The organism is Mesorhizobium sp. 113-3-9 (genome assembly GCF_016756515.1).
Taxonomy (GTDB): Bacteria; Pseudomonadota; Alphaproteobacteria; order Rhizobiales; family Rhizobiaceae; genus Mesorhizobium.
Genome location: NZ_AP023246.1, coordinates 7,567,644 through 7,592,533, shown reverse-complemented (window position 1 = coordinate 7,592,533; position 24,890 = coordinate 7,567,644). Strand labels below are relative to the sequence as shown.

At 62.4% G+C, this 24,890-nt stretch carries 24 protein-coding genes; 15 read left to right on the top strand and 9 right to left on the bottom strand.

The genetic code is table 11. From position 1 onward, the window contains the following. Positions 1-824: 824 nt before the first annotated feature. The 4 genes from rpsT to MesoLj_RS36185 all read right to left on the bottom strand — a co-directional run bounded on the left by rpsT (position 825) and on the right by MesoLj_RS36185 (position 4,265). On the bottom strand, positions 825-1,091 hold the full coding sequence (rpsT, locus tag MesoLj_RS36200; protein ID WP_056569958.1) for a 30S ribosomal protein S20: 267 nt from the start codon (positions 1,089-1,091) through the stop codon (positions 825-827). 181 nt (positions 1,092-1,272) lie between these two features. Beyond that, complete coding sequence (locus MesoLj_RS36195; protein ID WP_140775479.1) at positions 1,273-2,046, bottom strand: enoyl-CoA hydratase; 774 nt, start codon at positions 2,044-2,046, stop codon at positions 1,273-1,275. Between the two features lie 94 nt (positions 2,047-2,140). Continuing rightward, positions 2,141-3,031: a bifunctional DNA-formamidopyrimidine glycosylase/DNA-(apurinic or apyrimidinic site) lyase gene (gene mutM / locus MesoLj_RS36190; RefSeq protein WP_202324664.1), complete on the bottom strand. Its 891-nt coding sequence runs from the start codon at positions 3,029-3,031 to the stop codon at positions 2,141-2,143. After that, entirely contained in the window at positions 3,024-4,265 is a 1,242-nt protein-coding gene (locus tag MesoLj_RS36185) for a phosphopentomutase (RefSeq protein WP_202324663.1), read from the bottom strand. Before MesoLj_RS36185 ends, mutM begins: the two co-directional genes overlap by 8 nt. A 276-nt stretch (positions 4,266-4,541) precedes the next feature. Between MesoLj_RS36185 and MesoLj_RS36180 the strand changes: the two genes are divergently transcribed. Then, the gene (locus MesoLj_RS36180; protein ID WP_202324662.1) at positions 4,542-5,465 is read left to right on the top strand and encodes a phosphate/phosphite/phosphonate ABC transporter substrate-binding protein; all 924 of its coding nucleotides are present in this window, start codon (positions 4,542-4,544) and stop codon (positions 5,463-5,465) included. Positions 5,466-5,471: 6 nt separating this feature from the next. Here MesoLj_RS36180 and MesoLj_RS36175 read toward each other — a convergent pair whose 3' ends face one another. The 3 genes from MesoLj_RS36175 to MesoLj_RS36165 form a co-directional block, all read right to left on the bottom strand. Then, positions 5,472-6,095 (bottom strand): TadE/TadG family type IV pilus assembly protein, encoded by a 624-nt coding sequence (locus tag MesoLj_RS36175; protein ID WP_140775475.1) that lies wholly within the window; start codon positions 6,093-6,095, stop codon positions 5,472-5,474. A 34-nt stretch (positions 6,096-6,129) separates the two neighbouring features. Then, the gene (locus MesoLj_RS36170; protein WP_140775474.1) at positions 6,130-6,720 is read right to left on the bottom strand and encodes a TadE/TadG family type IV pilus assembly protein; all 591 of its coding nucleotides are present in this window, start codon (positions 6,718-6,720) and stop codon (positions 6,130-6,132) included. Positions 6,721-6,859: 139 nt separating this feature from the next. Next, positions 6,860-7,282 carry a pilus assembly protein N-terminal domain-containing protein gene (locus MesoLj_RS36165; protein WP_140775473.1) on the bottom strand — a complete coding sequence of 141 codons (423 nt, stop codon included), beginning with the start codon at positions 7,280-7,282 and terminating at the stop codon, positions 6,860-6,862. A 358-nt stretch (positions 7,283-7,640) separates the two neighbouring features. Between MesoLj_RS36165 and MesoLj_RS36160 the strand changes: the two genes are divergently transcribed. The 9 genes from MesoLj_RS36160 (at position 7,641) to MesoLj_RS36120 (ending at position 16,762) form a co-directional block, all read left to right on the top strand. Beyond that, positions 7,641-7,817 (top strand): Flp family type IVb pilin, encoded by a 177-nt coding sequence (locus tag MesoLj_RS36160; protein ID WP_202324661.1) that lies wholly within the window; start codon positions 7,641-7,643, stop codon positions 7,815-7,817. Between the two features lie 185 nt (positions 7,818-8,002). Beyond that, on the top strand, positions 8,003-8,521 hold the full coding sequence (locus MesoLj_RS36155) for an A24 family peptidase (RefSeq protein WP_202324660.1): 519 nt from the start codon (positions 8,003-8,005) through the stop codon (positions 8,519-8,521). 221 nt (positions 8,522-8,742) lie between these two features. Beyond that, positions 8,743-9,558, top strand: a complete 816-nt coding sequence (gene cpaB, locus MesoLj_RS36150; protein WP_140775471.1) for a Flp pilus assembly protein CpaB — start codon at positions 8,743-8,745, stop codon at positions 9,556-9,558. Then, positions 9,555-11,072, top strand: coding sequence for a type II and III secretion system protein family protein (locus MesoLj_RS36145; protein ID WP_140775470.1), 1,518 nt, complete (start codon positions 9,555-9,557; stop codon positions 11,070-11,072). Before cpaB ends, MesoLj_RS36145 begins: the two co-directional genes overlap by 4 nt. 14 nt (positions 11,073-11,086) lie before the next feature. After that, the gene (locus tag MesoLj_RS36140) at positions 11,087-11,824 is read left to right on the top strand and encodes a CpaD family pilus assembly protein (RefSeq protein ID WP_202324659.1); all 738 of its coding nucleotides are present in this window, start codon (positions 11,087-11,089) and stop codon (positions 11,822-11,824) included. A gap of 50 nt (positions 11,825-11,874) precedes the next feature. Continuing rightward, positions 11,875-13,164, top strand: coding sequence for an AAA family ATPase (locus MesoLj_RS36135; protein ID WP_140775468.1), 1,290 nt, complete (start codon positions 11,875-11,877; stop codon positions 13,162-13,164). Positions 13,165-13,187: 23 nt separating this feature from the next. After that, positions 13,188-14,690 (top strand): CpaF family protein, encoded by a 1,503-nt coding sequence (locus MesoLj_RS36130; RefSeq protein WP_140775467.1) that lies wholly within the window; start codon positions 13,188-13,190, stop codon positions 14,688-14,690. Positions 14,691-14,713: 23 nt separating this feature from the next. Continuing rightward, positions 14,714-15,727: a type II secretion system F family protein gene (locus MesoLj_RS36125; protein ID WP_140775466.1), complete on the top strand. Its 1,014-nt coding sequence runs from the start codon at positions 14,714-14,716 to the stop codon at positions 15,725-15,727. Between the two features lie 9 nt (positions 15,728-15,736). Beyond that, complete coding sequence (locus MesoLj_RS36120; protein ID WP_202324658.1) at positions 15,737-16,762, top strand: type II secretion system F family protein; 1,026 nt, start codon at positions 15,737-15,739, stop codon at positions 16,760-16,762. Between the two features lie 81 nt (positions 16,763-16,843). Here MesoLj_RS36120 and MesoLj_RS36115 read toward each other — a convergent pair whose 3' ends face one another. After that, positions 16,844-17,665, bottom strand: coding sequence for a tetratricopeptide repeat protein (locus MesoLj_RS36115; RefSeq protein ID WP_140775465.1), 822 nt, complete (start codon positions 17,663-17,665; stop codon positions 16,844-16,846). Between the two features lie 132 nt (positions 17,666-17,797). Between MesoLj_RS36115 and MesoLj_RS36110 the strand changes: the two genes are divergently transcribed. From MesoLj_RS36110 to pdeM, 5 genes are all read left to right on the top strand, one after another. Continuing rightward, positions 17,798-19,162 carry a leucyl aminopeptidase family protein gene (locus MesoLj_RS36110; RefSeq protein ID WP_202324657.1) on the top strand — a complete coding sequence of 455 codons (1,365 nt, stop codon included), beginning with the start codon at positions 17,798-17,800 and terminating at the stop codon, positions 19,160-19,162. Positions 19,163-19,233: 71 nt separating this feature from the next. Then, positions 19,234-19,584 (top strand): MarR family winged helix-turn-helix transcriptional regulator, encoded by a 351-nt coding sequence (locus MesoLj_RS36105; RefSeq protein ID WP_027054488.1) that lies wholly within the window; start codon positions 19,234-19,236, stop codon positions 19,582-19,584. A gap of 28 nt (positions 19,585-19,612) precedes the next feature. Further along, positions 19,613-20,473 carry a C40 family peptidase gene (locus tag MesoLj_RS36100; protein ID WP_140775463.1) on the top strand — a complete coding sequence of 287 codons (861 nt, stop codon included), beginning with the start codon at positions 19,613-19,615 and terminating at the stop codon, positions 20,471-20,473. A 226-nt stretch (positions 20,474-20,699) separates the two neighbouring features. Then, positions 20,700-23,234: a ligase-associated DNA damage response DEXH box helicase gene (locus MesoLj_RS36095; protein WP_202327614.1), complete on the top strand. Its 2,535-nt coding sequence runs from the start codon at positions 20,700-20,702 to the stop codon at positions 23,232-23,234. Beyond that, the gene (gene pdeM, locus MesoLj_RS36090) at positions 23,231-23,947 is read left to right on the top strand and encodes a ligase-associated DNA damage response endonuclease PdeM (RefSeq protein WP_202324656.1); all 717 of its coding nucleotides are present in this window, start codon (positions 23,231-23,233) and stop codon (positions 23,945-23,947) included. Before MesoLj_RS36095 ends, pdeM begins: the two co-directional genes overlap by 4 nt. A gap of 3 nt (positions 23,948-23,950) precedes the next feature. Here pdeM and MesoLj_RS36085 read toward each other — a convergent pair whose 3' ends face one another. Beyond that, on the bottom strand, positions 23,951-24,886 hold the full coding sequence (locus tag MesoLj_RS36085; RefSeq protein WP_202324655.1) for a dimethyl sulfoxide reductase anchor subunit family protein: 936 nt from the start codon (positions 24,884-24,886) through the stop codon (positions 23,951-23,953). Positions 24,887-24,890: the final 4 nt, after the last annotated feature.

Genomic DNA, 24,890 nt, shown 5'->3' with positions numbered 1-24,890 from the left:
TTTCCGCCGGGGATGCGCCTCCTGCATCCTTCTTCCAGCGACTGCGCTTTGCTACGACGTCCGCTGCCGCCGCTGGCAGTGAACATCGCCCATTGTCTCAGGGAACCGGTGCCGGCCCATGGAAGCCAGTCCGCGTTGGGTATCTCAGGGCAATACAACACCGTCCGGCGAAAACGCCGGCGCGCCGTCGACCTGCCATGTCTAGTTACGCCAGTCCCCTACCGTATCGAAAAAGAGCAAACCAAACCCATCCGCGGACTTGATCCGCGTCGCAAATCCCGCCAATTTAAGCTGGCCGCGTCAGGCTGGGTTAAGGGCCCAGAGGCCCGTCCCTTTCGATGGATCGACATTACCGAAATCGCTGTGGATAGGGCAAGGCCACGTCTAACGGATTTTTAAGGAATCTGGTTACCTCGGGCGCGTCGGAGCGCCATGCCACGGCGGTGTATTTTGACAAAGCCATTGTGATTCAAACCCTTTTCCGGCGAATATGAAAAAGACGGGCCGGCGCGAAATATTCTGAAATAATTTGCTTGACAGCCAGTTGTCCTCCCACCTCCCCGGGGTGCTGTGGACAAGCTGTGGATGACCACAGGTAACTATTTGAAAAATAATGCTTATTTATGAGAATTAAGAATTCTTAAGCGGATGCTTTTCAAGCGTGCCAACCATCAGCCGACATGCATGTGCCGGCAAAGCATTTCGAAGCTTGGAATCCGCTTTGACCACCGTTTCCGAGTATTCTTTTTAAGTGCTTGCCGGCAAACGAAAAAACCCGGCGTGATCGGCCGGGTTTTACAGAAGATCAGTCTGAAAAGGCGATGTCAGGCAGACAACACCTTGAGGCGCTGGGCCAGGCGCGACACCTTGCGGGACGCTGTGTTCTTGTGGATGACGCCCTTGGTCGCGGCGCGCATCAATTCCGGCTCGGCGGCCTTGAAGGCGGCCTGTGCGGCGGCCTTGTCGCCGGAAGCGAGTGCTTCCTCGACCTGGCGGACATAGGTGCGCACGCGCGAGCGGCGGTTCTTGTTGATCGCTGCGCGGCGGACGATCTTGCGCGTTGCCTTTTTGGCCGAGGATGTGTTGGCCATGATGCCTCTCTTCTGATCTGGTCGGCGCACGCGGCATGCCGCAGGGCGCAAAAAACAAACGGGCAGCCACGGGGCCGCCTCGGTTGGTGCGGCTTATAGTTCAGCTTTTCCGGCGCGTCAACGCTGCCCGGCGTTCTTTTTGGTCGCCGCCCCAGGGTTTCGATCGTCGGCCGGCAACGCTTTACCGATTGGTGAAATTCGGCTTCCGCTTTTCGGCGAAAGCCGCCATGCCTTCCTTCTGGTCTTCGAGCGCGAAAAGCGAATGGAACAGGCGGCGTTCGAACCGCAATCCCTCCGCCAACGTCGTCTCGTAGGAGCGGTTGACGGCCTCCTTAGCCATCATCACCGACGGCAGCGAGAAATCGGCGATCTTGGCTGCAGCCTTGATCGCCTCCTCGAGGAGTTCGCCGGCAGGCACGACCCGCGACACCAGGCCTGAGCGCTCGGCTTCCGCTGCATCCATCATCCGTCCGGTCAGGCACATATCCATCGCCTTCGACTTGCCGACGAACCGGGTCAGGCGTTGCGACCCGCCCATGCCGGGAATGACGCCGAGCGTGATTTCGGGCTGGCCGAACTTGGCCGTGTCGGCGGCAATGATGAAATCGCACATCATCGCCAGTTCGCACCCGCCACCCAAGGCATAGCCGGCCACCGCCGCAATGATCGGCTTGCGCGCCCGCGTGAACTCTTCCCATCCGACGAAGAAGTCCTGGCTGTAGGCGTCCACATAGGAGATCGCCTGCATCTCCTTGATGTCGGCACCGGCGGCAAAGGCCTTGTCGGAGCCGGTAACAACCATGGCGCCAATGCCGGGGTCGGCGCCGAAACCGTTCACCGCTGAGACGAGTTCGGCGAGGATCTGGGAGTTCAGCGCATTGAGCGCCTTTGGCCGGTTCAGAGTGATCAGTCCGACCTTGCCGCGCGTCTCGGTGATGATCGTTTCATAGGCCATGGCTGCTTCTCCTCGCGATCCGGTCTATCTCTTTGTTTTGACGCAATTCCCGAGGGAAAGCGTCATGCGCCTTCCCGGGAAACAGTTCACTAACTCAGCTCTGACACGTCCGGCAATAGAAGGTCGAGCGTCCGCTCTGCACGATACGCTCGATGTGACCGCCGCAGCCGGGTTTCGGGCAGGGCTGCCCCTCGCGGTCGTAGACGGCGAAGGAGTGCTGGAAGTAGCCCAGCGATCCGTCGGTGTGCACGTAGTCGCGCAGCGACGACCCTCCGGCGGCGATGGCATCGGATATGACCGAGCGGATCGCCTCGGCCAGGCGTTCGCTCTGTTCCCTGGCCTTCTTGCCCGGCTTGGCGATGGTGCCTGCCTCGCGCAAGGGCGACAGGCCGGCACGCCAAAGCGCCTCCGAGACATAGATATTGCCAAGTCCCGCGATCAGCCTCTGGTCGAGAAGTGCTGCCTTGAGCGGCGATCTGCGGCCCTTCAGCAACGAGGCGAGCAGCACGCCGTCCAGCGTATTGCCCGTGGGCTCGACCCCCAGCCCGGCCAGCATCGGATGCGTCTCCGGCGATCCCTCCGCAAAAAGCATGAAACCGAAGCGGCGCGGGTCGTTGAAGATTACGCGCGACAGCGCACCGGCGGCGGAGACCACATGGAACACGACATGGTCGTGCACCGTGCTTTTCGAGCGTTCGTGGTGGAACACGCCTGGTGTGTCGCTGTCATCGTCTGTCTCGATACGAAAGGAGCCCGACATGCCGAGATGGCAGATCAGCAGCGGGCCGTCCTGCACATGCATGGTCAGATATTTGGCGCGGCGGCCAAGCGCCGTGATCGTCCTGCCGGTCAGCCGTTCCGAAAACCGTTCGGGAAAGGGAAACCGCAGATCCGGCCGTCGCGCCTCGACCCGGGCCAGACGGGCACCTTCCAGGACAGGCTGCAGGCCGCGCCGGACCGTTTCGACTTCGGGCAATTCAGGCATGGCCGCCAATCATCGCATGGAAAGAGGTGCCGTGGCGGCCGGGCGTCAGCCCGAGGTGTTCGGCGACGGTCTCGCCGATATCGGCGAATGTTGTTCTCAATCCGATGTCGCCACCTCTCAAACCGGGTCCCGTGCCGATCACCGGTATGCGTTCACGCGTATGATCGGTCCCACGCCAGGTCGGGTCATTGCCATGGTCGGCCGTCAGGATGAGAAGGTCGCCCTGCCGCAGCCTTGCGAGTGCTTCCGGCAGCCGCCGGTCGAAGGCCTCGAGCGCGGCGGCATAGCCGGCGACATCGCGGCGATGACCGAATTCTGTGTCGAAATCGACGAAATTGGCAAAAACGAGATCGCCATCGCCGGCATCGTCCATCGCGCCGAGCGCCTTGTCGAACATGGCCATGTTGCCGGCGGCCTTGCGCACTTCCGAAATCCCGCGATGGGCGAAGATGTCGCCGATCTTGCCGACGGCGATGACGCGGCTCCCTCGCGCGGTCAGCCGGTCGAGCAAGGTCGGCTCCGGTGGCGGCACGGCATAGTCATGGCGATTGTACGTCCGTTCGAAGGTCGCGGCGGTTTCACCGACGAACGGCCGTGCAATCACGCGCCCGATTCTGAGCGGATCAACCAGACGGCGCACGACCTGACAGAATTCATAAAGCCGCTCCAACCCGAAATGGACTTCATGCGCGGCGATCTGCAGGACCGAGTCGACGGAGGTGTAGCAGATCGGCTTGCCGGTGCGGATGTGCTCCTCGCCGAACCGTTCGATGATTTCGGTGCCCGGCGCATGGCAGTTGCCGAGAATCCCTGAAACCTCGCCCTCGCGGATCATCGCGGCGGTCAGATCAGCCGGAAAGGCTGGGACCGTATTCGGGAAATAACCCCAGTCGAAACGCACCGGCAGGCCCGCGATCTCCCAGTGGCCGGACGGGGTGTCCTTGCCGCTCGAAACTTCCTGCGCCGCGCCATGGAAGGCATTGGCGAGCAGATCCGTCCCGAAATGGGCGAAAGCCAGTCCTGTCGCCGTCTCGGCTGCCTTGCCAAGTCCGAGCGATGCCATGTGGGGGACAAACAGCGGCCCTTGTCGAAGCCGCTCGCGATCCGCGCGCCCTTCGGCGCAAGCTTCGGCGATATGCGCGAGCGTGTTGGCGCCGTCGTCGCCATAGCGTTCGGCATCGGCCGCGCCACCGATGCCGAAAGAATCCAGGACAAAGAGGAAAGCACGCGCCATCGGGTCATTATCGCCAGTTTGGACGCCCAGACATAGGGTTCCACGGCGGCATTGGCAATTCGGAAACCAAACGGCAACGGCTTGGCGCGATAGTCCAGTGAATGTCGCCCAAAAGTGCGTTGCGGTTTTGGAGTAACGACATGAACAAACCTAATAGTCCATGTCGCCCAAAAGTGCGCAGCGGTTTTGGGCAACGACAAGCTCAATCCAGAATGTAAAGTGTCGCGCGCAGCGGGCAGTGGATATGGATCGAAGAAAACGCAGGACGGTCTTGTCATGAATGCCGTGCGGAAGGCATGCGCTGCCCTTGTAGCCGTGCACGGGGCGCTTTGGTGTGGTCCGGCGCGGGCCGACTGGCGCGATGATATCGGCACGTTTCGCATCGGTATCGTCGCCGAGCCTGGCGCCGGCAACACCGTTCCGGGGCTGGCGCTGTTGACGCAATCCTTTACCAATGCGCTTGGCATGAAGGTGGAGTTCGTCGTCGCGCACGATTATGCGGCACTGATCGAGGCGCAGTCCAATGCCCGGATCGAATATGCCATCTATTCGGCGACGGCCTACGCGACGGCGCTGCAGCGTTGTGGATGCATCGAGCCGCTTGTGGCTCCGGTCGATTCCGACGGCGCGGCCGGCATCCGCTCCGTGCTGCTGACCAGGGACGGCAAACTGCCCGACCTGGCGGCGATGGAGACGCACCGGATCGCCATGCCGCCGCCGGACAGCGTCGGAGGTTCGCTTTTGCCGCTGGCGGGGCTGGCCGCCGAAGACGTCAAGATCGCCGAAGATTCACCGTTTCTGGTCCATGCCGATTCGGCGTCCGCGGCGGAAAAAATGCTCTTCGATGGCCAGGCTGACGCTTTGTTCGGTTGGGTGACGGCGACGGCCGACGGCCAGCCATTGTTGTCTGACGGCACGCAGGCAAGGTTGGAAGAGGCCGGCCTTGCGCCGTCGGCATTTCAGGTCGTGTGGACGTCGGGCTTGCTGAGATACGGTCCCCACGCCGTACGCAGCGATCTCGACCCGGAAGCCAAGCGCCGGCTGACCGTCTTCCTCACCAACCTCAAATCGACGACGCCGGATGTCTACGATCTTCTGGAATCGAAACACTCCGGCGGCTTTTTGACCGTTGCCCCAAAGGACTATGCGACGGCGGAGGCCATCGTGCGCCTGGTGTCGGCTGATGGTGGGCAGCAGTAGAAGTCTTCAGCAATCGCTGCAGGGGATCGTCAGGCTCCTGCGGGGGCGCAGATAGTAGGTCTCGCCCATCGGGATCGTCGTGGTCAGGGATTGGGTCAGTCCAAGCTTTTGTTGGGTGTCCGGCTGCCAGTTGATAATTGGCGAATAGGCTAGGTTGCTCTCGACGCGGATGAGGAAGGTGCCGGCGACCTTGAGCGTTGCCGGAACCGTAGTGGCCGTGCCTGCGGTGGCGCCGACGCTATTGACGCCATTGAGCACCTTGCGCGACCACACCACGTTCACCTTGGGTGGCGTGTCGGTGGTGACCTGTATCGCGGTGATGGTGATGTTCGGCGTCGAGCGGTTGTAGGGCTGGATGGTCGAGGTGCCGATTTGCATGATGGCGTCGAGATCCGCCTTGACGATGGTCGGCTGCTGCGTGACGAGGTCGGCAACCATGCTGCCGATGCGGCTGACCTTCTTGCTGGTCTCGATGGCCTGCGAAGCCTCCATGGTCATGAAGTACATGACCAGCAGGATAGGCACGATAAGGGCGAATTCGACCGCCGCCACGCCCTTGCGATTGGACGAGAATCGAACCAGCTTTCCCCAGGCTCCCGCAAATCTCAGATGTGCCCCCGCACGCATCATGGCATTGCCTTTTTTCTTGTTGGCGTCTTCGAACTCAATTGTCGAACGGTTCGTTCTGCCAGGTGATCGACGCGAAATGCAGCGTCCTGCCACCGCTCAGATTGGCCATCGACTTTGCCATCAGATCGGTCACCACAGGCCATGCGTAGAAGACCCGCAGCATGTTTCTCGATTCCGCCGGACCTGGCGAGTTCGCGAAATCCTGCTGGGTGGTGCCTTGCATCAGAACGACTTTGCCGCCAGCGATCTTGAAGCTCGCCAGGGCCGCGTCGGCGAAAGTCGAATATTGGCGGAGGTCGACGAGCAACTGGTCGGGACAATCCGTGGAGACGATGATCTGCAGTCTGCCGCAGATCAGGGTCGTCAATTTGGTTCCCGCGACATCGGCCGGCTTCAACTGGCCCGTGCGCAACTGGCGCGCGACATCGTCGGTGATGTTGGCCATCACCTCCTGGCCGGCAAAAGAGATGCAGCTTTCAAGGATGGCGAACACAAGGAGGGCGAACGGCAATGCGAGCAGCGCGAATTCCAGCGCCGTGCTGCCACGCCGGTCGCGTACGAAGCGCCTGAAAGACCTGGCGCGCTCCACCTTGTGCTGACCTGTCGAGCCGAATTCGTTGCCCATGCCCTGTTCCTGCCATCCCTGGACGGTCCTGACAGGTGTATTAGCGCAAACCAATTGAGGTCCGGTTTGAATGATCGTTAAAGTCGGCGCTAGCGTCTTAACTGGCCGGTAACCTGGACGACCGCCGGGGCCGTGCAGCCTATCTGCTGACGTTCATTTCGGCTTCGGAGGATTTTTCGGCCTCGCTCTTGTAGGAGCTCTCGCAATAAGGCGTGCAAGACATGGTTTGGACCTCTGCACGCCGATAGATGCGAACCGACGAGGCTGCCTGCCGCACGACGGTAACCTGCGCGTCGACGATCGGGCTGCCGTCCTGGTCGAGAACGACGAGATTGGTGACACCGAAACCCTTGCCGGTGAGCACGATCGTCGAGGCGTCCTGGACGGAGGCATCGGCGATTGCCGGGTTGCCGACGACGATCGTGTCGGCGGGGCGCGACAGCTTCACGATCTTGGCCTGATTCATGGTGACTTCTATATCGGCGCCGGCTCTGGCTGGCGTGACCAGGCTCGTGGCGGCAAGAAGCACGGCAATCAGGATTGAGGATCTCTGCACGGCCATCGAGGCGCTCCAAGCAAGCAAACTGTTCAACGGAACATGAACGAGATTGGTGAACCAACGGTTAAGTCGGCTTGCTGGCGCCGGATATGGCGATCGGCACGGCTGCCCGCATGGTCGGATCCGCTCTGGGTCGCAAGATTCCTTAAGCCCTTGCCCTTTGCGGCGTTGGCCTGGGGAACGGTACTTTAGCCGGCGCTTAGCATGGAGTTAACCAAGCACTCCGTTCGAGCCGGGAAAGGAATCGGTAAGGCTGTTTATTAAGCCGATCGAAAGAGCTTCTCCCTAGATTGGCAAGCATCCGATCAACCACCACAGAAGTTGACGGAAGTGCTGTAACACGTGGAGTAGGAGCTCTCGAATGTCTAATCTTTTTGCACGTTTCGTGAAGGACGAATCCGGCGCGACCGCTATCGAATATGGTCTGATCGCCGCTCTCATCGCGCTCGCCATCATCACCGGCGCCGGCGCACTCGGCAATGCGATCAACGCCAAGTTCAGTTCCATCGGAAGCACCCTGAACAGCAGCGGCAGCTGATCTGCTTATTGTTGAACGCTCCGATAGCGTTCCAGACAGGGGCCGCCACATGGCGGCCCCTGTTTTATTCTGTTCGTCCATGTCACTGCCAACACAAGCCATCTTTTCGTTTCGGGCCTCATCAATCGTTAATCGAACGAGCCTAGATTGAGCCCTTGGAATTCTGACAATAGGCATGAGCGCCGATGCTTGAAGCCCTGATCTTCGTCGTCTTTCCGTTCTGCATGCTGTTTGCCGCGATCTCCGACATGCTGTCGATGACAATTGCCAATCGCGTGTCAGTGCTGCTTGTAGCCGTCTTTGCGCTGGTTGCGCCGCTGACGGGTATGGACTGGGCAGCCTACGGTTGGCATTTCGCCGCCGGCGCCCTGGTTCTTGCCGTGACGTTCGGCCTGTTCGCAATGGGTGGCATGGGTGGAGGCGATGCCAAGCTGCTCGCCGCCACGGCCGTGTGGATGGGGTTGAACATCCATCTCGTCGAATACCTTGTTGTCTCGACAATGATCGGCGGCCTGCTGACGCTTGCCATTCTCGTCTATCGGAAGTCGCCGCTGGCGGTGATTACCGGACGCAATCCATTCCTGCGTCATTTCGCGGATGATACGACCGGGGTGCCCTATGGGATCGCGCTCGGTCTGGGCGGACTGCTGACCTATCCGGATTCGCCCTTGATGGTGTGGGCGCTGGCAAGGCTGGCGAGCTGAACGCGATCTGAATTCCGTCACCTTGATCGGGTTGCCCGACCGGCTTTGGAAGCTCCGGGGGGCCAGGGCCCTCTTTTGCATCCGTGGCGGGGCGATCCAGCTAATTTATGTAAACCTTAAATTAATCACGATCGTAAGCATTGCATTAACCTTGTTTTGACGATTGCCGCTGCAAAGTCCGGCTTGGCTAGGTGGTTTGCCAAGGGCGAGGGTTCGGACAGATGCCAGCATCCCGACTGATTATTCTGAGCGTGGCGGTGGCTGCGGCAGGTGGCGCTGGCTATGTCGCAAAAAACATGGTCGCCGCACCGCCGCCCCAGATCGTCGTCGATTCGGGTCCCCAGGCTCCTGCCGTACCCCTGCAGGACGTCCTTGTGCTCTCCGGAGATGTCGCGATGGGCAACGCGCTTCAGAACAACATCTCCTGGCAATCCTGGCCGGCCGACGGCGTCAACGCGAATTTCATCACCAAGGCAACCGCTCCCGACGCCCTGGACAAATTGAAGGGGTCGATTGCCCGTGTGCCGATGTACGCGGGTGAGCCCGTGCGGCGTTCCAAGCTGATTGGCGAGGGGCAGAGCTTCATGTCGTCCATCCTGCCTTCCGGGATGCGGGCGGTCGCCACCACCATATCGGCCGATACGTCGGCAGGCGGCTTCATCCTTCCAAACGATTTTGTCGACGTCATCATGACGCGAAGGGCCGATGCGAACAGCGGCAGCACCGGTTTCAACACTGAAACCATCCTCAAGAACATCCGCGTCCTGGCAATCGACCAGACCATCCAGGAGGATGAGGAGGGCAAGAAGACCAGGGTCGGCCAGACCGCCACGCTGGAGCTCACGCCCAAACAGGCGGAGATCATCACCGTTGCCCAGCAGATGGCCGATCGCCTGACGCTGGCGCTGCGGGCGATCACGGACACCCAGGAAAAGAATGTGGACGAGGCCGACTATCTCGTTTCCGGCAATGGCCGCAAGGGAACGGTGAGATTGATCAAGTCGGGTGAAGTTTCCGAAGTAGGGGCAAGGAAATGAGGCTAAGCGGTAAACTGCCGGCAATCGCAGCCGCGGCATTCGGCCTGCTGCTCGTCGGAACGAATGTGCAGGGCGTTGTCGAGGCGAAGAGTACGCAGGTGACGGCTACGACAGCCACGCAGCGCGTCAAGCTGGGCCTCAACAAATCGGTGGTCATAGACTTGCCGAGCGATGCCTACGACATTCTTGTCGCCAACCCGAGCGTCGCCGATGCGGTGACCCGCACCGCAAGGCGTATCTACCTGTTCGGCAAGTCGGTCGGCGAGACCAACATCTTCGTCTTCGGTCCGAACGGCGAACAGATCGCCAGCCTGGATCTGGCCGTTGAACGCGACGTTGCCGGCCTGGAGGGCTACATCAAGCGCTTCCTTCCTACCTCGGCCATCAAGGTGGAACTGCTGAACGACAACGTCGTCCTGACTGGAACGGTCGATACGCCGCTGGATGCGAAGCGAGCGGTCGACTTGGCGACGATCTTCGTCTCGGGCGGTGAAGCGACGACGGGTCAATATTCGCAGACCGCTGCCGGCGGCTCGGCCCAGAGCGGTGTCGACATCAACAACCCAGACCAGGAACGACGCGTCTCGAAGATCGTCAATCTCCTGCAGATCATCGGTGACGACCAGGTCACGCTGAAAGTGACCGTCGCTGAAGTCAGCCGGTCCGTGATGAAACAGCTCGGCGTCAACATGGTCGGCAGTGGCGGCAGCAACGGCATCAGCTACGGCGCGCTCAGTGACCCTTTCGCGGGTCTCGGCAAGCCGCTGTCGAACGCGGGCCTCAGTATCAGTGCGTCGGGGCTGCAGTCCTATATCAACGCAATGGAGCAATCAGGGGTCATGAAGACCTTGGCCGAGCCAACCTTGACCGCCGTATCCGGCGAGAAGGCGACCTTCAAGGTCGGTGGCGAATACAACATGGTGAGCAGCGTCTCCCAGAACGTATCCAGTGACAACCAGACCGGTCTGAAGACCTATACGGTCGACAAGATCGAGTACGGCATAGGCCTGGAATTCCAGCCGGTGGTTCTGTCGCCCGGTCGCATAAGCCTGAAAGTCAGAACCTCGGTTTCCGAACCGACAACCGAGGGGTCCGTGTCGGCCTCCACGGACAATAAGAGTATCGGCATGAACGCACTGTCACTGCGCAAGCGCCTTGCCGATACGACGGTTGAACTGCCCTCGGGTGGCTCCATGATGATCGCCGGCCTGGTTCGCGACGATGTCAGGCAGGCCGTCAACGGCTTGCCTGGATTGACGAAGATCCCCGTGCTCGGCGCGCTTTTCCGCAGCAGAGATTTCGTGCGCAATGAGACCGAGCTGGTGATCATAATCACGCCCTATCTGGCTAAGCCGGTGGCACGCAACGATCTCGCCAAGCCGGACGACAATTTCAACCCTGCCAGCGATGGTGCCGCCATGTTCCTTGGCAAGGTCAATCGCGTCTACGGCACCATGCAGACCGACAAGCCCAACGGCCGGTACCACGGCGTTGTCGGCTTCATCTACAAGTGAATGGGGAAGCGGACATGTCTCAGTCAGCGTTGAACACAAGGAGCATCGCCACGACGATGCGCACCGGCCGTTCGCGGACCAGCCTGCGGGCGCTCCCGATCCTGGCGGTGGCGGTAACGGCCTTGCTGGCCGGCTGCGCCCAGCGCGACAGCATCACCGTCGGAGCCATTCCGGACGACTATCGCACCAATCATCCGATCGTGATCGCCGAAAAGAACCAGAAGATCGATCTTCCTGTCGGCGCCGGCGACCGTGGCATGACCGGTTCGCAGCGCGACACGCTGCTCGGTTTCCTCGACGGCTATGACAAGAGTGCTGCTCCGACATTGACGATCCAGATCCCCAGCGGATCGGCCAATCAGGTCGCCGCGTCGGCGGCCGGCCGCGATTTCGCCCGGCTGGCGGTCGCCAGCGGCGTCAAGCGCAACCGGATCGTCGTGGTTTCCTATCAGGCTGGATCGAGCGAGGCATCGGCACCGGTTCGCGTCTCCTATATCGCGGTGAGAGCCCAGACCGACAAATGCGGACGCTGGCCCGACAATCTGGTCGAGACATCGGAGAACAAGCACTATGCTGACTTCGGCTGCTCCTATCAGAACAATCTCGCCGCCCAGATGGCCAACCCGGCCGATCTGCTCGGGCCGCGCAAGCAGAGCACCATCGACGCGGAAAACCGCGGCGCGGTGATCGATGTCTACCGCAACAGGGGCATTTCGAATGAATTCCTCGGCAATTCGGAAGTGACCTACTAAGCCGCCCTTGGGAAAGAGAAGACACGGAAAGAACAGGCCACGGAAAGAGCATGACCATGAGCAACCTTGCCTATGACGCCACCGTGGACGGCGGTGACACCTCACCGCAGGACATCGCCGCGATGCAGGCGTTGCGGCCGGTCCCCCGCATCTCGATCCAGGCATTCTGCGAGACCGAGGGCGTTGCCAATCCGGTCGAGCGCGCCGGCGAGGACCGCCGCATGACCAAGGCGCATCTCAAGGTCCATATGGGCGGCGTTCCCACGGCCATCGAATTCTATCAGTCGGCACCGACGCCGAACCTGATCCTGCTGGAGTCGCGCAGCGAACCCAAGCAATTGCTGGAGCAGCTCGCCCAGCTCTCGGAACACTGCGATCCATCCTCGAAAGTGGTGGTTATCGGCCATTACAACGACGTCGGTCTCTATCGCGAGCTGATCCGCTCCGGCATCTCCGAATATGTCATCGCGCCGGTGTCGATGGCCGACATCGTCAGTGTCGTGTCGTCGATTTTCGTCGACCCTGAGGCCGAACCGCTCGGCCGTTCGGTGGCCTTTGTCGGCGCCAAGGGCGGCGTCGGCTCTTCCACCATCGCCCACAATGTAGCCTGGGCAATGTCCTCCCTGTTCAAGTCCGAGGTCGTCGTTGCCGACCTCGACCTCGCCTTCGGCACGGCCAACATCAATTTCGACCAGGACCCGGCACAGGGCATTGCCGAAGCGGTGTTTTCGCCCGAACGCATCGACGAAGTCTATCTCGACCGGCTGCTGACCCAGTGCGCGGAGCACCTGTCGCTGCTCGCGGCGCCCTCGACGCTGGAACGCGTCTACGACTTCGATCCCGATGCCTTCGCGCAGCTTGTCGATACAGCGCAGCGCAGCGTACCGCTCCTCGTGCTGGACGTTCCCCATGTCTGGACGGGCTGGGCCAAGAACACGCTGGTCAAGGCCGACGAGATCGTCATCACGGCGACGCCGGAGCTGGCCAATCTGCGCAACACCAAGAACCTGATCGACATGCTCAAGCGGCTGCGCCCCAACGACCCGCCGCCGAAGCTCATCATCAACCAGGCCGGCGTGCCCAAGCGGCCGGAAATTTCGCCGTCCGATTTCGCCGAGCCGCTCAGCCTGACGCCGATGGCGGTCATCGGCTTCGATCCTTTGCTGTTCGGCAATGCCGCCAACAACGGGCGTATGCTGGGCGAAATGGATGCCAAGAACCAGATTGTCGCGACCATCAATGAGATTGCCCATGTGCTCACCGGGCGAAGCGAAATCCGGACGAAAAAGAAGGCTGGCCTCGGCAGCCTGCTTGGCAAGCTCTCGCGCAACAAGAAGTGATGCTTTGGAACCGGTAGTCGATCATGTTCGGTAAAAGAGGCAACGACGACGGCAACCGGTTCACACCGGAATTCCGCCAACCAGCACCGGCGCCGGCCGCGCCGCCGGCTGCGGGTTCGACGGATACGGCGGTTCTTGGCCGGGCCGCGGCACCGCCGCCAAGCGCGTCTGTCGCACCACCGGCTCGGCGCGCGGTAGAGGCGCCGCCCATCGCGCCGGAGGCGAGGCGGGGCCGCGAAAAGAGCGAGACCTACTACGACACCAAGAGCCAGGTTTTCTCGGCGCTCATCGACACGATCGACCTTTCGCAGCTCGCCAAGCTCGAACCCGAAAGCGCGCGCGAGGAAATCCGCGACATCGTCAACGACATCATCGCGATCAAGAACTTCGCGATGTCGATTGCCGAACAGGAGGAGCTGCTCGATGACATCTGCAACGATGTGCTTGGCTATGGACCGCTCGAGCCATTGCTTGCCCGCGACGACATCGCCGACATCATGGTCAACGGGTCCAAGAACGTCTATATCGAAGTCAACGGCAAGGTCGAACAGACTAGCATTCGCTTTCGCGACAACCAGCAGCTTCTCAACATCTGCCAGCGCATTGTCAGCCAGGTCGGCCGCCGTGTCGATGAATCCAGCCCGATCTGCGACGCACGCCTTCCCGACGGCTCCCGTGTCAACGTCATCGCGCCTCCGCTCTCCATAGATGGAGCGGCACTTACCATCCGAAAATTCAAGAAGGACAAGCTGACGCTCGATCAGCTGGTCAAGTTTGGCGCCATTTCTCCGCAGGGAGCCGAGGTTCTCAAGATCATCAGCCGCGTTCGCTGCAACATCGTCATCTCCGGCGGCACCGGCTCGGGCAAGACGACACTGCTCAATTGCCTGACCAATTATATCGACCGCGAGGAGCGCGTCATCACCTGCGAGGACTCGGCCGAACTGCAGCTGCAGCAGCCGCATGTCGTGCGCCTGGAAACCCGCCCGCCCAACCTCGAAGGCGAAGGCGAAGTGACGATGCGCGATCTGGTCAAGAACTGCCTGCGCATGCGGCCCGAACGCATCATCGTCGGCGAGGTGCGCGGACCCGAAGTGTTCGATCTTCTGCAGGCGATGAACACCGGCCATGACGGCTCGATGGGAACGATCCACTCGAACAGTCCGCGCGAATGCCTGAACCGTATCGAATCCATGATCGCCATGGGCGGTTATTCGCTGCCGCAGAAAACGGTGCGCGAAATCGTCGTCGGCTCCATCGATGTGATCATCCAGGCGGCGCGTCTGCGCGACGGATCGCGCCGCATCACCCACATCACCGAGGTCATCGGGATGGAAGGTGACGTCATCATCACGCAGGATATCGTCCTCTACAACATCAAGGGCGAGGACGCCAACGGCAAGCTTCTGGGCGAGCATGTCTCGACCGGAATCGGCCGTCCGCATTTCTGGGACCGTGCCCGTTACTACGGCGAGGAGCAGCGCCTCGCCGTTGCGCTCGAGGCCATGGAGAAACGCGCTGACTGACGTAGCGTTGAGGGCTCTGCTCGATGTTTGGAATTGACGGCACCGTATTGGCGTTTGTCGTGCTCGCCGGCTTCAGCGCCGGCGCGGTCGCCTATGCATTCCTGTTCAACCAGATCAGCAACGAGAAACAGGCCGGCAAGCGGCTTGAAACGATCAAGTCCGCTGAGACGGACCGTTCCATCGTCAAGGCCACTCGCGACCGCGCGGCGGACGCGGCCAAGCGCCGTAAATCGGTGCAGGATTCGCTGAAGGAGCTCGACGAGAAGCAGAAAGCCAAGGACACCGCCGTCAAGAAGCCGCCGCTGAAGGCGCAAATCCGGCAGGCCGGGATGAAGGTTTCGATCGAGCGCTTCTACATTTATTCCGCCATATGCGGCCTCGCGCTGACCGTGGTCGCATTCATGGCCGGGGCGCCGATGTTTGCCCTGCCAGGCGTGCTGCTGGCCGGCGCGCTCGGCCTGCCGCGCTGGTTCGTCTCGTTTCGCCGCGCCCGGCGCGTCAAGGCATTCCTCAACGAATTTCCAAACGCCCTCGACATCATCGTGCGCGCGGTCAAGTCCGGCCTGCCGCTGAATGATGCCGTGCGCCTGATCGCCAACGAATCCCCCGAGCCGGTGAAGACCGAGTTTCGCCGCATCGTCGATTCGCAGCAGATGGGCCTGTCGATCCCCGATGCGACCTTGCGGATGCCCGAAACCATGCCATGCACCGAAGCGAGTTTCTTCGGCATCGTCATCCAGATCCAGTCGCAGGCGGGCGGCAATCTGTCCGAGGCGCTGGGCAACCTTTCGCGCGTGCTTCGTGACCGCAAGAAGATGAAAGCCAAGGTCCAGGCGCTGTCCATGGAGGCGAAGGCATCGGCCGCCATCATCGGCGCGCTGCCCTTCATCGTCGCCTTCCTGGTCTACCTTTCGAGCCCGCTCTACCTGATGCCGCTGTTCAACACCAGTGTTGGCAATCTGATCCTCGGCGTTTCCGCCGTCTGGATGTCGATTGGCATCTTCGTGATGCGCAAGATGATGAACTTTGATGTCTAGGGCCGCGGCATGAGTGAACAAGTCATCAAGTCACTGACGGATCCGGCGTTTCTGATCGCGGTGCTGGTCGCCATCGCCGTGTTCGCGACCGTCTTTACACTGCTGCCGGCCCTTGGCGGCAACCAACTCAAGGCGCGCATGAAGACGGTCGCACTCGAGCGCGATGAGCTTCGCGCCAAGCAGCGCGCGCGGCTTGCCACCGAGGCCGATCGCCGCCGCAAAGGCCTGCGCGAACAACAGTCGATCGGCATGCGCAACATTGTCGACCGGCTGGACCTGCGGCGCGCGCTGGCCGACGAGAACACCTTGCAGAAACTCAAGGTAGCCGGCTTTCGCGGGCAGAACCCGCTGACGCGATTTCTCTTCTTCCGTCTCGTCTTGCCTTTTGTCGGCTTCGCGCTGGCCCTGGTCTACATATTCGTGCTTGGAGGCTTGCCGGACAAACCATTGGTCGTGCGGCTGTTCGTCTGCGTCGTCGTTGCCTATGGCGGCTTCTACGCACCGGTCGTTTATGTCAACAACCGCGCCACCAAGCGCAAGCAGTCGATCCAGATGGCGTGGCCTGATGCGCTCGACCTGATGCTGATCTGCGTGGAGTCGGGCATGTCGGTGGAAGCCGCGTTGCGCAAGGTTGCCGACGAGATCGGCGCGCAGTCGGTGGCTCTGGCGGAAGAGTTCATCCTCACCAACGCCGAGCTCTCCTATCTGCAGGAACGCAAGCAGGCCTATGAGAATCTTGCCAGCCGCACCGGCCTGGAATCGGTCAAATCGGTTTCGCAGGCGCTCGTCCAGGCCGAACGTTACGGCACGCCCGTGGCGCACGCATTGCGCGTGCTTGCCGCCGAAAGCCGCGACATGCGCATGAACGCCGCCGAGAAGAAGGCCGCCGCCTTGCCGCCCAAGCTCACCGTGCCGATGATCCTGTTCTTCCTGCCTGTGCTCTTCGCCATCATCCTGGGCCCCGCCGGCATCCAGGTCAGCCAGCGCGGCATCTTCGGCGATCATTCGGGGGCGCCAGCGTCGACCAGCCAGTAAAAGTCACGGCAAATCCTCGCCCAAAGACAAAAGCCGCGCTGCATGCAGCGCGGCTTTCAGCGTTTGTCGGCGAAATCGCCGTCAGTTGGTTGCCGGCTTCGCCTTGTCCTGATCCTTGAGCTGGGTCCAGGCATTCTGCTGGGCCAGCATCTGCCTGAGGTAGGCGACATTGGCCTGTGCCTGTTCGGGCGAGAGCTCCTGCGAGGCGATTTTCTCGGCTTCGTCGAAACGGCCCTGCAGGCCGACGACCAACGCCAGGTTCTGGCGCACACGGCTGTCGGCGCCAGGCTGCTGGGCAGCCGAGCGCATATAGGTCTCGGCGGTGCGCAGATCCCCTTCCAGCACGTAGGACATGCCGAGATTGGAGAGAACCGAGGGCTCGTTCGGCTTGAGTTCGAGGGCCTTGCGGTAGAGCTGGCGCGCATCGTCCTTCTGGCCGATCTGGTCAAGGATGGCCGCTTCCGCCGACACCAGCCTCCAGTCGGGATATTCCGGCGTCTGCGCGCGGCGCACGGCGTCAAGCGCTGCCTCTAACTGGCCATTGGCAGCCAGCGCCTTGCCATAGGCGGCGAGCACGTCGCGGTCCTTGGGGTAGGCGATGGCCAGCTTGCGCATCACGGCAAGCGACTGGTCGGCATCGCCGTCCATCTGCAACGCGGCCGCGAAGTTTGTCGCGATTCGCTTGTCGTTGGGGTTCCTGGCGTAGGACTGGCCAAGGGCGGCCGTGGCGCTGTGCAGTTCTCCCGCCGACATGGTCTCCAGCGGCTTGCCGCCGGTGCGGCCGATCGAGCCGGTGGTGAGCTTGTCGGTTCCGCAGCCGGCGACGCCCGCCGCGAGCGCCAGCATGAGGGCCGTGGTGACGAGCCGTTTTCCCCTGGCATTCACTGTGCGGTCGGTCGGCATCGCTACCCAAGCCTCCATTTCATGCGCGCGGCCATTGCGAGGCCATCTTCCCTCCCGCAGAAATATTCTGTTAACCCTAACGGAGAGTTAAGAAACGCCGACTCGGTTTGGGTTCGGCATGGAGAACATCGAATGCCTGTCGAGCTCGTCGAGAAGAAATTGGACGGCGCGTTGCCGGTGCACTTGGTGGCCAGGGACGGTCTGGAGGCCGCGGGCCTTGCGCCGTCCACGATCGCCTGGGCCAGGGCCAACGGCTTTTCCGGCGAGGCAGGCAGGACGCTGGCCGTGCCCGGCCAAAACGGCGCGCTTGCCGGGGCCTTGTTCGGCATTGGAGACGGCGAGGGCGCGCTGGCGCTCGGTGTATTGTCCAGGAACCTGCCGGAAGGCGACTGGCATTTCGCCGCGACGCCGGCCGAGCCGGAACTCGCGGCAATCGCGCTGGCGCTCGGCGGCTATGTCTTTACCCGCTACGGCAAGAAGTCAGGCAAGGCGCTGCGCTTCGATCTGCCGGCCGGTGCCGATGCAGGGCGTGTTCGCCGCATCGCCGATGGCGTCTTCCTGACACGCGACCTGGTCAACACGCCGACCAGCGACATGGGACCGGAGGATCTGGAGATGGCGGTGCGGACCTTGGCCGGGGTTCATAAAGCCGAAGTCTTTGTCATCAAGGGTGACGACCTGCTCGCCCAGAATTTCCCGATGATCCATGCCGTCGGCCGTGCCTCGACCGGCGCGCCGCGCCTGATCGACATGACATGGGGGTCGAAGGCTGCGCCGAAGGTGACGTTGGTCGGCAAGGGCGTCTGTTTCGACACTGGCGGCCTCGACATCAAGCCGTCATCCGGCATGCTGCTGATGAAGAAGGACATGGGTGGCGCGGCCAACGTGCTTGGCCTGGCCTCCATGATCATGGCTGCCGGATTGAACGTGCGGTTGCGGGTGCTGATCCCCGCGGTCGAGAATTCGATCGCCGGCAATGCTTTCCGACCGGGCGACGTGCTGGCGAGCCGCAAGGGCATCACGGTCGAGATCGGCAACACGGACGCCGAAGGGAGGCTCGTGCTGGGCGACGCGCTGGCGCTGGCCGACGACGAAGAGCCGCAGCTCCTGGTCGACATGGCGACGCTGACGGGAGCTGCCCGTGTCGCGCTTGGCCCGGATCTGCCGCCCTTCTACACCGGCGACGAGGCGCTGGCCTCGGATCTGACCGCGGCTTCTGCCGCGGTCGAGGATCCACTGTGGCGCATGCCGCTGTGGCGGCCTTACGATGCGAAACTGTCATCGAAGATCGCCGACATCAACAATGTCACCACGGACGGGTTCGCCGGCTCGATCACCGCTGCCCTGTTCCTCAAGCGCTTTGTCGAGAAGACCGCGAGCTGGGCGCATTTCGACATCTTCGCCTGGAACCCCGCCGACCGTCCGCACGGCCCCGCCGGCGGCGAGGCGCAAGGCATTCGGGCATTGGAGCGGATCATTTCCAATCGTTTCGGCTGAGCCGGTCAACAGAGCCGGCAAATTGCCGAAACTGAAACGGAACCGAAACAATTTGGCGTCATGCTTGTGCGATGTCGATTGCGATGCGCCCGAGCCAGGCCTTGCGACTGTGGCAGCAAGTGATGCTGTCGCAGGTGCGCGACGACGAACCCGACCTGACCATGCGCCAGACGGCGATCCTGTTCACAATCTATCTCGATCCGCCGCCGCACACGGTGCGTGGGCTCGCTGCTCGCCTCAACGTCACCAAGCCGGTCATCACGCGCGCGCTCGACACGATGGGCGCGCTGAAGCTGGTCTCGCGCCATCGCGACGAACTCGACAAGCGCAATGTCCTGATCAAGCGAACGGTCGAGGGCGCGCTCTTTGTCGAGCGCTTTGGCGATGGTATCATTGCCAGGGCGCATGAACTGCCCATCTGACCACTAGCCATTTGCCCGGATTGCCGATTTGACCGCCAGGGATGCCCGCCTTCATGCTTTCCGTTCCGACCTTGCCGACGCAAGGCTGAAGGGCGAGGTCGCCGCCGATCGCTTCGTCGCCGGCCGGCCGGCGCGGATTTCGGCCTCGGTGGCCGATATCCGCAAGGCGCCCAGGGCGGATGCGGGCATCAACACACAAGCCCTGTTTGGCGACGATGTGCTGGTTTTCGAGGATGCCGAAGGCTGGGCCTGGATCCAGGCCGAACGCGATGGCTATGTCGGCTACGTCGACGCAACCATGCTGGGCGGACGGGACCACGCGCCCACCCATATCGTCTCGGTGCCCCGCACCTTCCTCTACCCCGGTGCGGATCTGCGCTTTCCGATCGCGGGACGACTATCAATGGGATCGACGGTGACCGTGGCGGGGAGCGCCGAAACGCGCGGCACGCATTATGCCGTCCTGCCCTCTGGCGAGGCGATCATCGCGGGCCATTTGCGGCCAATCGGCGAAGTCGCGGCCGACTATGTCGCGGTGGCCGAGACCTTTCTTGGGACACCGTATCTTTGGGGTGGCGCGTCCGGCTTCGGCATTGACTGTTCGGGCCTCGTGCAACTGGCGATGCGCATGGCCGGCCGGGACGTGCTGCGCGATTCCGACATGCAGGCGGCAAGCATCGGCGAGCCGCTCGATCCGGGGCCGGACCATGCCGGATTGCGGCGGGGCGACCTCGTCTTCTGGAAAGGTCATGTCGCGCTCATGACCGATGCCGAGACCATGATCCATGCCAATGGCCACACCATGCTGGTCTCGCGCGAAGGGCTCAAGGATGCCATCGCTCGCATCGGTTATCTCTATGGCGGCCCGACGGGGTTTCGGCGGCCTTAGTGCGGGTTCTTCCTTCTCCCCTTGTGGGAGAAGGTGTCGCCGAAGGCGACGGATGAGGGGTGTTCCAGCGGAGTGAGACGTTGGCGATCCCTGGAACACCCCTCATCCGTCTCGGCGCTCCGCGCCGATCCACCTTCCCCCACAAGGGGGGAAGGTGGAGTTGATGCGATCCCCTTTTGTTCCGATTTCCCTTGGCGATTGCCCGTGGCCGCGCTACCTCTGGCGCGTGACAGTTGAGCCGCGCCTTGCCGAACAGAATGCCACTGTGGCCCTGCCCGAGCCATTCCTCAGATGGTTCGCAGAGAAGGGCTGGTCGCCGCGCGCCCATCAGATCGAATTGTTGGCGAAGGCTCAAAGCGGGCAATCGGTGCTGCTGATCGCGCCGACCGGCGCTGGCAAGACGCTGGCCGGCTTCCTGCCCTCGCTGACCGAACTGGCCGTCAGGCCAAGGCGAAAGCCGGGGCAGGCGCATCGCGGCATACACACGCTCTACATCTCGCCGCTCAAGGCGCTGGCCGTCGACATCGAGCGCAATCTCGGCAAGCCGGTCGAGGAGATTGGACTGCCGATCAGCATCGAGACACGCACCGGCGACACGCCGTCGCACAAGCGCCAGCGGCAGAAGCTGGTGCCGCCCGATATTCTGCTGACCACGCCCGAGCAACTCGCATTGCTGATCGCGGCCGGCGATGCCAGGCGCTTCTTCGAGGACCTGCGCTATGTCGTGCTCGACGAATTGCATTCGCTGGTGACGTCGAAACGCGGCCATCTGCTGGCGCTCGGCTTGGCGCGGCTGCGCAGCTTTGTGCCCGGGCTGCAGACAATCGGCCTGTCGGCGACGGTGGCCGAACCGGACGAACTGCGACGCTGGCTGGTCAGCCAGAATCCACCCGGCGACATGTCCGAATTGATCGTCGTCACGGGTGGCGCGAAACCTGAGATCTCCATCCTCGATTCCGAAGAGCGCGTGCCGTGGGCAGGGCATTCGGCCCGCTACGCCACGCCGGAGATTTATCGCGAGATCAAGCGCCACAAGACGACGCTGCTGTTCGTCAACACCCGCAGCCAGGCGGAACTGCTGTTCCAGGAATTGTGGCGGGTCAACGAGGACACCTTGCCGATCGCGCTTCATCACGGCTCACTCGATGTCGCCCAGCGCCGGCGCGTGGAGAAGGCGATGGGCGAGAACGCGCTGCGTGCCATCGTCGCCACCTCGACGCTCGATCTCGGCATCGATTGGGGTGATGTCGATCTGGTCGTGCATGTCGGCGCGCCGAAGGGGGCGAGCCGGCTGGCGCAGCGCATCGGCCGCGCCAACCACCGCATGGACGAACCGTCAAAGGCGATCCTCATTCCGGCCAATCGCTTCGAGGTGCTGGAATGCCGGGCCGCGCTCGACGCCAACTATCTCGGTGCGCAGGATACACCGCCGCTGGTCGATGGCGGCCTCGATGTGCTGGCCCAACATGTGCTCGGCTGCGCCTGCGGCGCACCCTTCCGCGCCGATGATCTGTTCGAGGAGGTGCGAACGGCGGCACCCTATGCCAGCCTCGATCGGCCGACCTTCGACCGCGTCATCGATTTCGTCGCCACCGGCGGCTACGCGCTGAAGAACTATGAGCGTTACGCCCGGATCCGCCTGAACAAGGATGGCCTATGGCGGGTTTCCAATCCGCGCGTTGCCCAGCAATACAGGCTCAATGTCGGCACCATCATCGAAGTGCCGGCGCTCAACGTGCGCTACGTCAAGGCTGGCAGCAAAGGCTCGGCTACGCGCGGCGGCAGCGTTCTCGGCAAGATCGAGGAGGCCTTCCTCGAAACGCTGACGCATGGCGACACCTTCATGTTCGCCGGCAAGGTGCTGCGCTTCGAAGGCATTCGCGAGAACGAATGCTTCGTGTCGAACGCGCCCGGCAGCGATGCCAAGGTGCCCTACTATGGAGGCGGCAAGTTTCCGCTTTCGACCTATCTCGCCGAACAGGTCCGCATCATGCTGGACGATCCGCAGCGCTGGAAGAAGCTGCCCGAGCAGGTGGCCGACTGGCTGCGATTCCAGGCCGACAAGTCGGTGCTGCCCAAGCGCGATGACCTGCTGATCGAGACCTTTCCGCGCGGCAACCGCCATTATCTGGTCGCCTATCCCTTCGAGGGCAGGCTGGCCCACCAGACGCTCGGCATGTTGCTCACCCGCCGCCTCGACAGGGCAGGCGCTAGGCCGCTCGGCTTCGTCGCCACCGACTATGCGCTGGCCATATGGTCGCTGGGTGACATGGGCGCGATGTTCAAAGCTCGAAAACCGTCGCTCGGTGCACTGTTCGACCAGGACATGCTGGGCGACGATCTCGAAGCCTGGCTGGCCGACAGCTGGCTTCTCAAGCGCACCTTCCGCAACTGCGCGCTGATTTCGGGACTGATCGAGAAACGCCATCCGGGTCAGGAGAAAAGCGGCCGCCAGGTCACCGTGTCGACCGACCTCATCTACGACGTGCTGCGCAGCCACGAACCGGACCATATCCTGCTTCAGGCGACACGCGCCGATGCGGCGGCCGGTTTGCTCGATGTCAGCAGACTTGCCGACATGCTCTCGCGCATCCAGGGTCGAATCATGCATAAGAATCTGGAGCAGATTTCGCCACTCGCCGTGCCCATCATGCTCGAGATCGGCAAGATGCCGGTGAACGGCGAAGCCGACGAAACCCTGTTGATGGATGCGGCGACACTGGTCGAGGAGGCCATGGGGCCGGAGATGGTTGAGGAATGAATTTTTCGCTGGCGCGCACGTCGCTGATTGCCGAGGCCGGCATGATAGGCATCGCCGGCGAGCGCGCGGTCTGCGATCCGCGCGGCGTGCTTTATTTTCCCGAGTTCAGGCTTCTGGCCGTTTCCGACCTGCATTTGGAAAAGGGCTCGTCGCTGGCACGGCGCGGCACGCTGATCCCGCCTTACGATACCGGTGCGACCTTGCTCAGATTGCAGGCGGTCATATCGGACTACCAGCCGTCGATCGTCATCAGCCTGGGCGATAGCTTCCATGATGGCGGTGGCGCCGAGCGCATGCATGCAAGCTTTCGCGAGCGGCTGGAAGCGCTGATGGCAGGCCGCGACTGGTTCTGGGTCGCCGGCAATCATGATCCGGAAGCGCCGGCCGATCTACCTGGTGAAACCGTGAGGGAACTGGCCATAGGCTCGCTGCTGTTCCGGCATGAACCGTCCAAGCTGCGCGTCGAGGGCGAGGTATCAGGCCATCTGCACCCTTGCGCGCGGATCGTGCAACAAGGCCGCTCGGTGCGCAGGCGTTGCTTTGCCGGCGATGGCGGCCGCATGATCATGCCGGCCTTCGGCGCTTATACCGGTTCGCTCAACGTGCTCGACCGCGCCTATGCCGGACTGTTCCGGTTGGAAACGCTAATGGCTTACATGCTTGGCGCCCAGCGCATCTTCGCCATTTCCGGTTCGATGTTGCGGCCGGGCTGACTGTCAACGTCCGTAGTAAAGGGTGACCGTGTGCTTCGCTTCGGCGAAGAACAGCCAGCGCTCGACCAGCATGCCGGTGAACTGGACGATGGCGGCGAGCCCTGAAGACACCGCCGCAAAGGGCCAGGGCAGGGCGAAGGTGGTGGTGAGCAGCAGGACCGGCAGAGCGAAGGCCAGCAGCTGCGTGATCCGGCGCAGCTTCGCGCTGTGCTTGCGCGCGATGCGAAAGCCCATTTCCTTGAGCAGGTAGTTTTCCTCAGTATGCGGCCATTCCAGTGACCGCACCGTCCCGCCGGCCAGACCGGTAGCCGTGTTGGCGGTGGTCGGGATTTCGAGCCGGTCATTGTAGCGCCAGGTCGCGAGCTTCCAGCCCAAGCCGGCAAGAGTGGCAAGCATCGACAGCGCCAGCATGACTCTTGAGCCGACGCCGAAGCCCTGCAGCAGCGCGTTCAACAGAACGCTACCGGTCATGGTCGCGAAGATCAGATAGGCCGGCAAGGTGTAGCGGCTGTGCCACTGGGCAATCGGCTTCAGTGACGCATAGATCATCCCAGTGGTGCAGACGGTGACGATCGCGCCGATGGCGGCCAGCAATCCGGCAATGGCCACCCAACCATCGGTGTGGCCCAAGAACACCCAGCCGATGCCGAACAGTCCCGCCGGGATGAAGGTGATGACCGACGACACGCCCTCGCGCGACAGCCAGGAACTGCGCCACTGCGAGAACGCCCGCCAGGCGCGCTCGGGTCTGCCGAGATGACCGGTCGAGGACAACAGTCCCGCCGCGACCAGGCCGAGCGCCAGCGCCAGGCCGACGAGGCCTAGCCAGAAATCGGGTGGGATGATCTGGAGCCCACCGAGCACGCCAAGCAGCGCGAGCAGGCCGTAGCCGGCACCCGTGGCGGTGGTGAAGAAGACAACGGAGACGGCTGGATGCATGGAT

Bases quoted from the DNA above. Each gene is read 5' to 3' on its own strand.
- rpsT (WP_056569958.1), bottom strand. From the start codon at position 1,091: ATGGCCAACACATCCTCGGCCAAAAAGGCAACGCGCAAGATCGTCCGC.
- MesoLj_RS36195 (WP_140775479.1), bottom strand. From the start codon at position 2,046: ATGGCCTATGAAACGATCATCACCGAGACGCGCGGCAAGGTCGGACTG.
- mutM (WP_202324664.1), bottom strand. From the start codon at position 3,031: ATGCCTGAATTGCCCGAAGTCGAAACGGTCCGGCGCGGCCTGCAGCCT.
- MesoLj_RS36185 (WP_202324663.1), bottom strand. From the start codon at position 4,265: ATGGCGCGTGCTTTCCTCTTTGTCCTGGATTCTTTCGGCATCGGTGGC.
- MesoLj_RS36180 (WP_202324662.1), top strand. From the start codon at position 4,542: ATGAATGCCGTGCGGAAGGCATGCGCTGCCCTTGTAGCCGTGCACGGG.
- MesoLj_RS36175 (WP_140775475.1), bottom strand. From the start codon at position 6,095: ATGATGCGTGCGGGGGCACATCTGAGATTTGCGGGAGCCTGGGGAAAG.
- MesoLj_RS36170 (WP_140775474.1), bottom strand. From the start codon at position 6,720: ATGGGCAACGAATTCGGCTCGACAGGTCAGCACAAGGTGGAGCGCGCC.
- MesoLj_RS36165 (WP_140775473.1), bottom strand. From the start codon at position 7,282: ATGGCCGTGCAGAGATCCTCAATCCTGATTGCCGTGCTTCTTGCCGCC.
- MesoLj_RS36160 (WP_202324661.1), top strand. From the start codon at position 7,641: ATGTCTAATCTTTTTGCACGTTTCGTGAAGGACGAATCCGGCGCGACC.
- MesoLj_RS36155 (WP_202324660.1), top strand. From the start codon at position 8,003: ATGCTTGAAGCCCTGATCTTCGTCGTCTTTCCGTTCTGCATGCTGTTT.
- cpaB (WP_140775471.1), top strand. From the start codon at position 8,743: ATGCCAGCATCCCGACTGATTATTCTGAGCGTGGCGGTGGCTGCGGCA.
- MesoLj_RS36145 (WP_140775470.1), top strand. From the start codon at position 9,555: ATGAGGCTAAGCGGTAAACTGCCGGCAATCGCAGCCGCGGCATTCGGC.
- MesoLj_RS36140 (WP_202324659.1), top strand. From the start codon at position 11,087: ATGTCTCAGTCAGCGTTGAACACAAGGAGCATCGCCACGACGATGCGC.
- MesoLj_RS36135 (WP_140775468.1), top strand. From the start codon at position 11,875: ATGACCATGAGCAACCTTGCCTATGACGCCACCGTGGACGGCGGTGAC.
- MesoLj_RS36130 (WP_140775467.1), top strand. From the start codon at position 13,188: ATGTTCGGTAAAAGAGGCAACGACGACGGCAACCGGTTCACACCGGAA.
- MesoLj_RS36125 (WP_140775466.1), top strand. From the start codon at position 14,714: ATGTTTGGAATTGACGGCACCGTATTGGCGTTTGTCGTGCTCGCCGGC.
- MesoLj_RS36120 (WP_202324658.1), top strand. From the start codon at position 15,737: ATGAGTGAACAAGTCATCAAGTCACTGACGGATCCGGCGTTTCTGATC.
- MesoLj_RS36115 (WP_140775465.1), bottom strand. From the start codon at position 17,665: ATGCCGACCGACCGCACAGTGAATGCCAGGGGAAAACGGCTCGTCACC.
- MesoLj_RS36110 (WP_202324657.1), top strand. From the start codon at position 17,798: ATGCCTGTCGAGCTCGTCGAGAAGAAATTGGACGGCGCGTTGCCGGTG.
- MesoLj_RS36105 (WP_027054488.1), top strand. From the start codon at position 19,234: ATGTCGATTGCGATGCGCCCGAGCCAGGCCTTGCGACTGTGGCAGCAA.
- pdeM (WP_202324656.1), top strand. From the start codon at position 23,231: ATGAATTTTTCGCTGGCGCGCACGTCGCTGATTGCCGAGGCCGGCATG.
- MesoLj_RS36085 (WP_202324655.1), bottom strand. From the start codon at position 24,886: ATGCATCCAGCCGTCTCCGTTGTCTTCTTCACCACCGCCACGGGTGCC.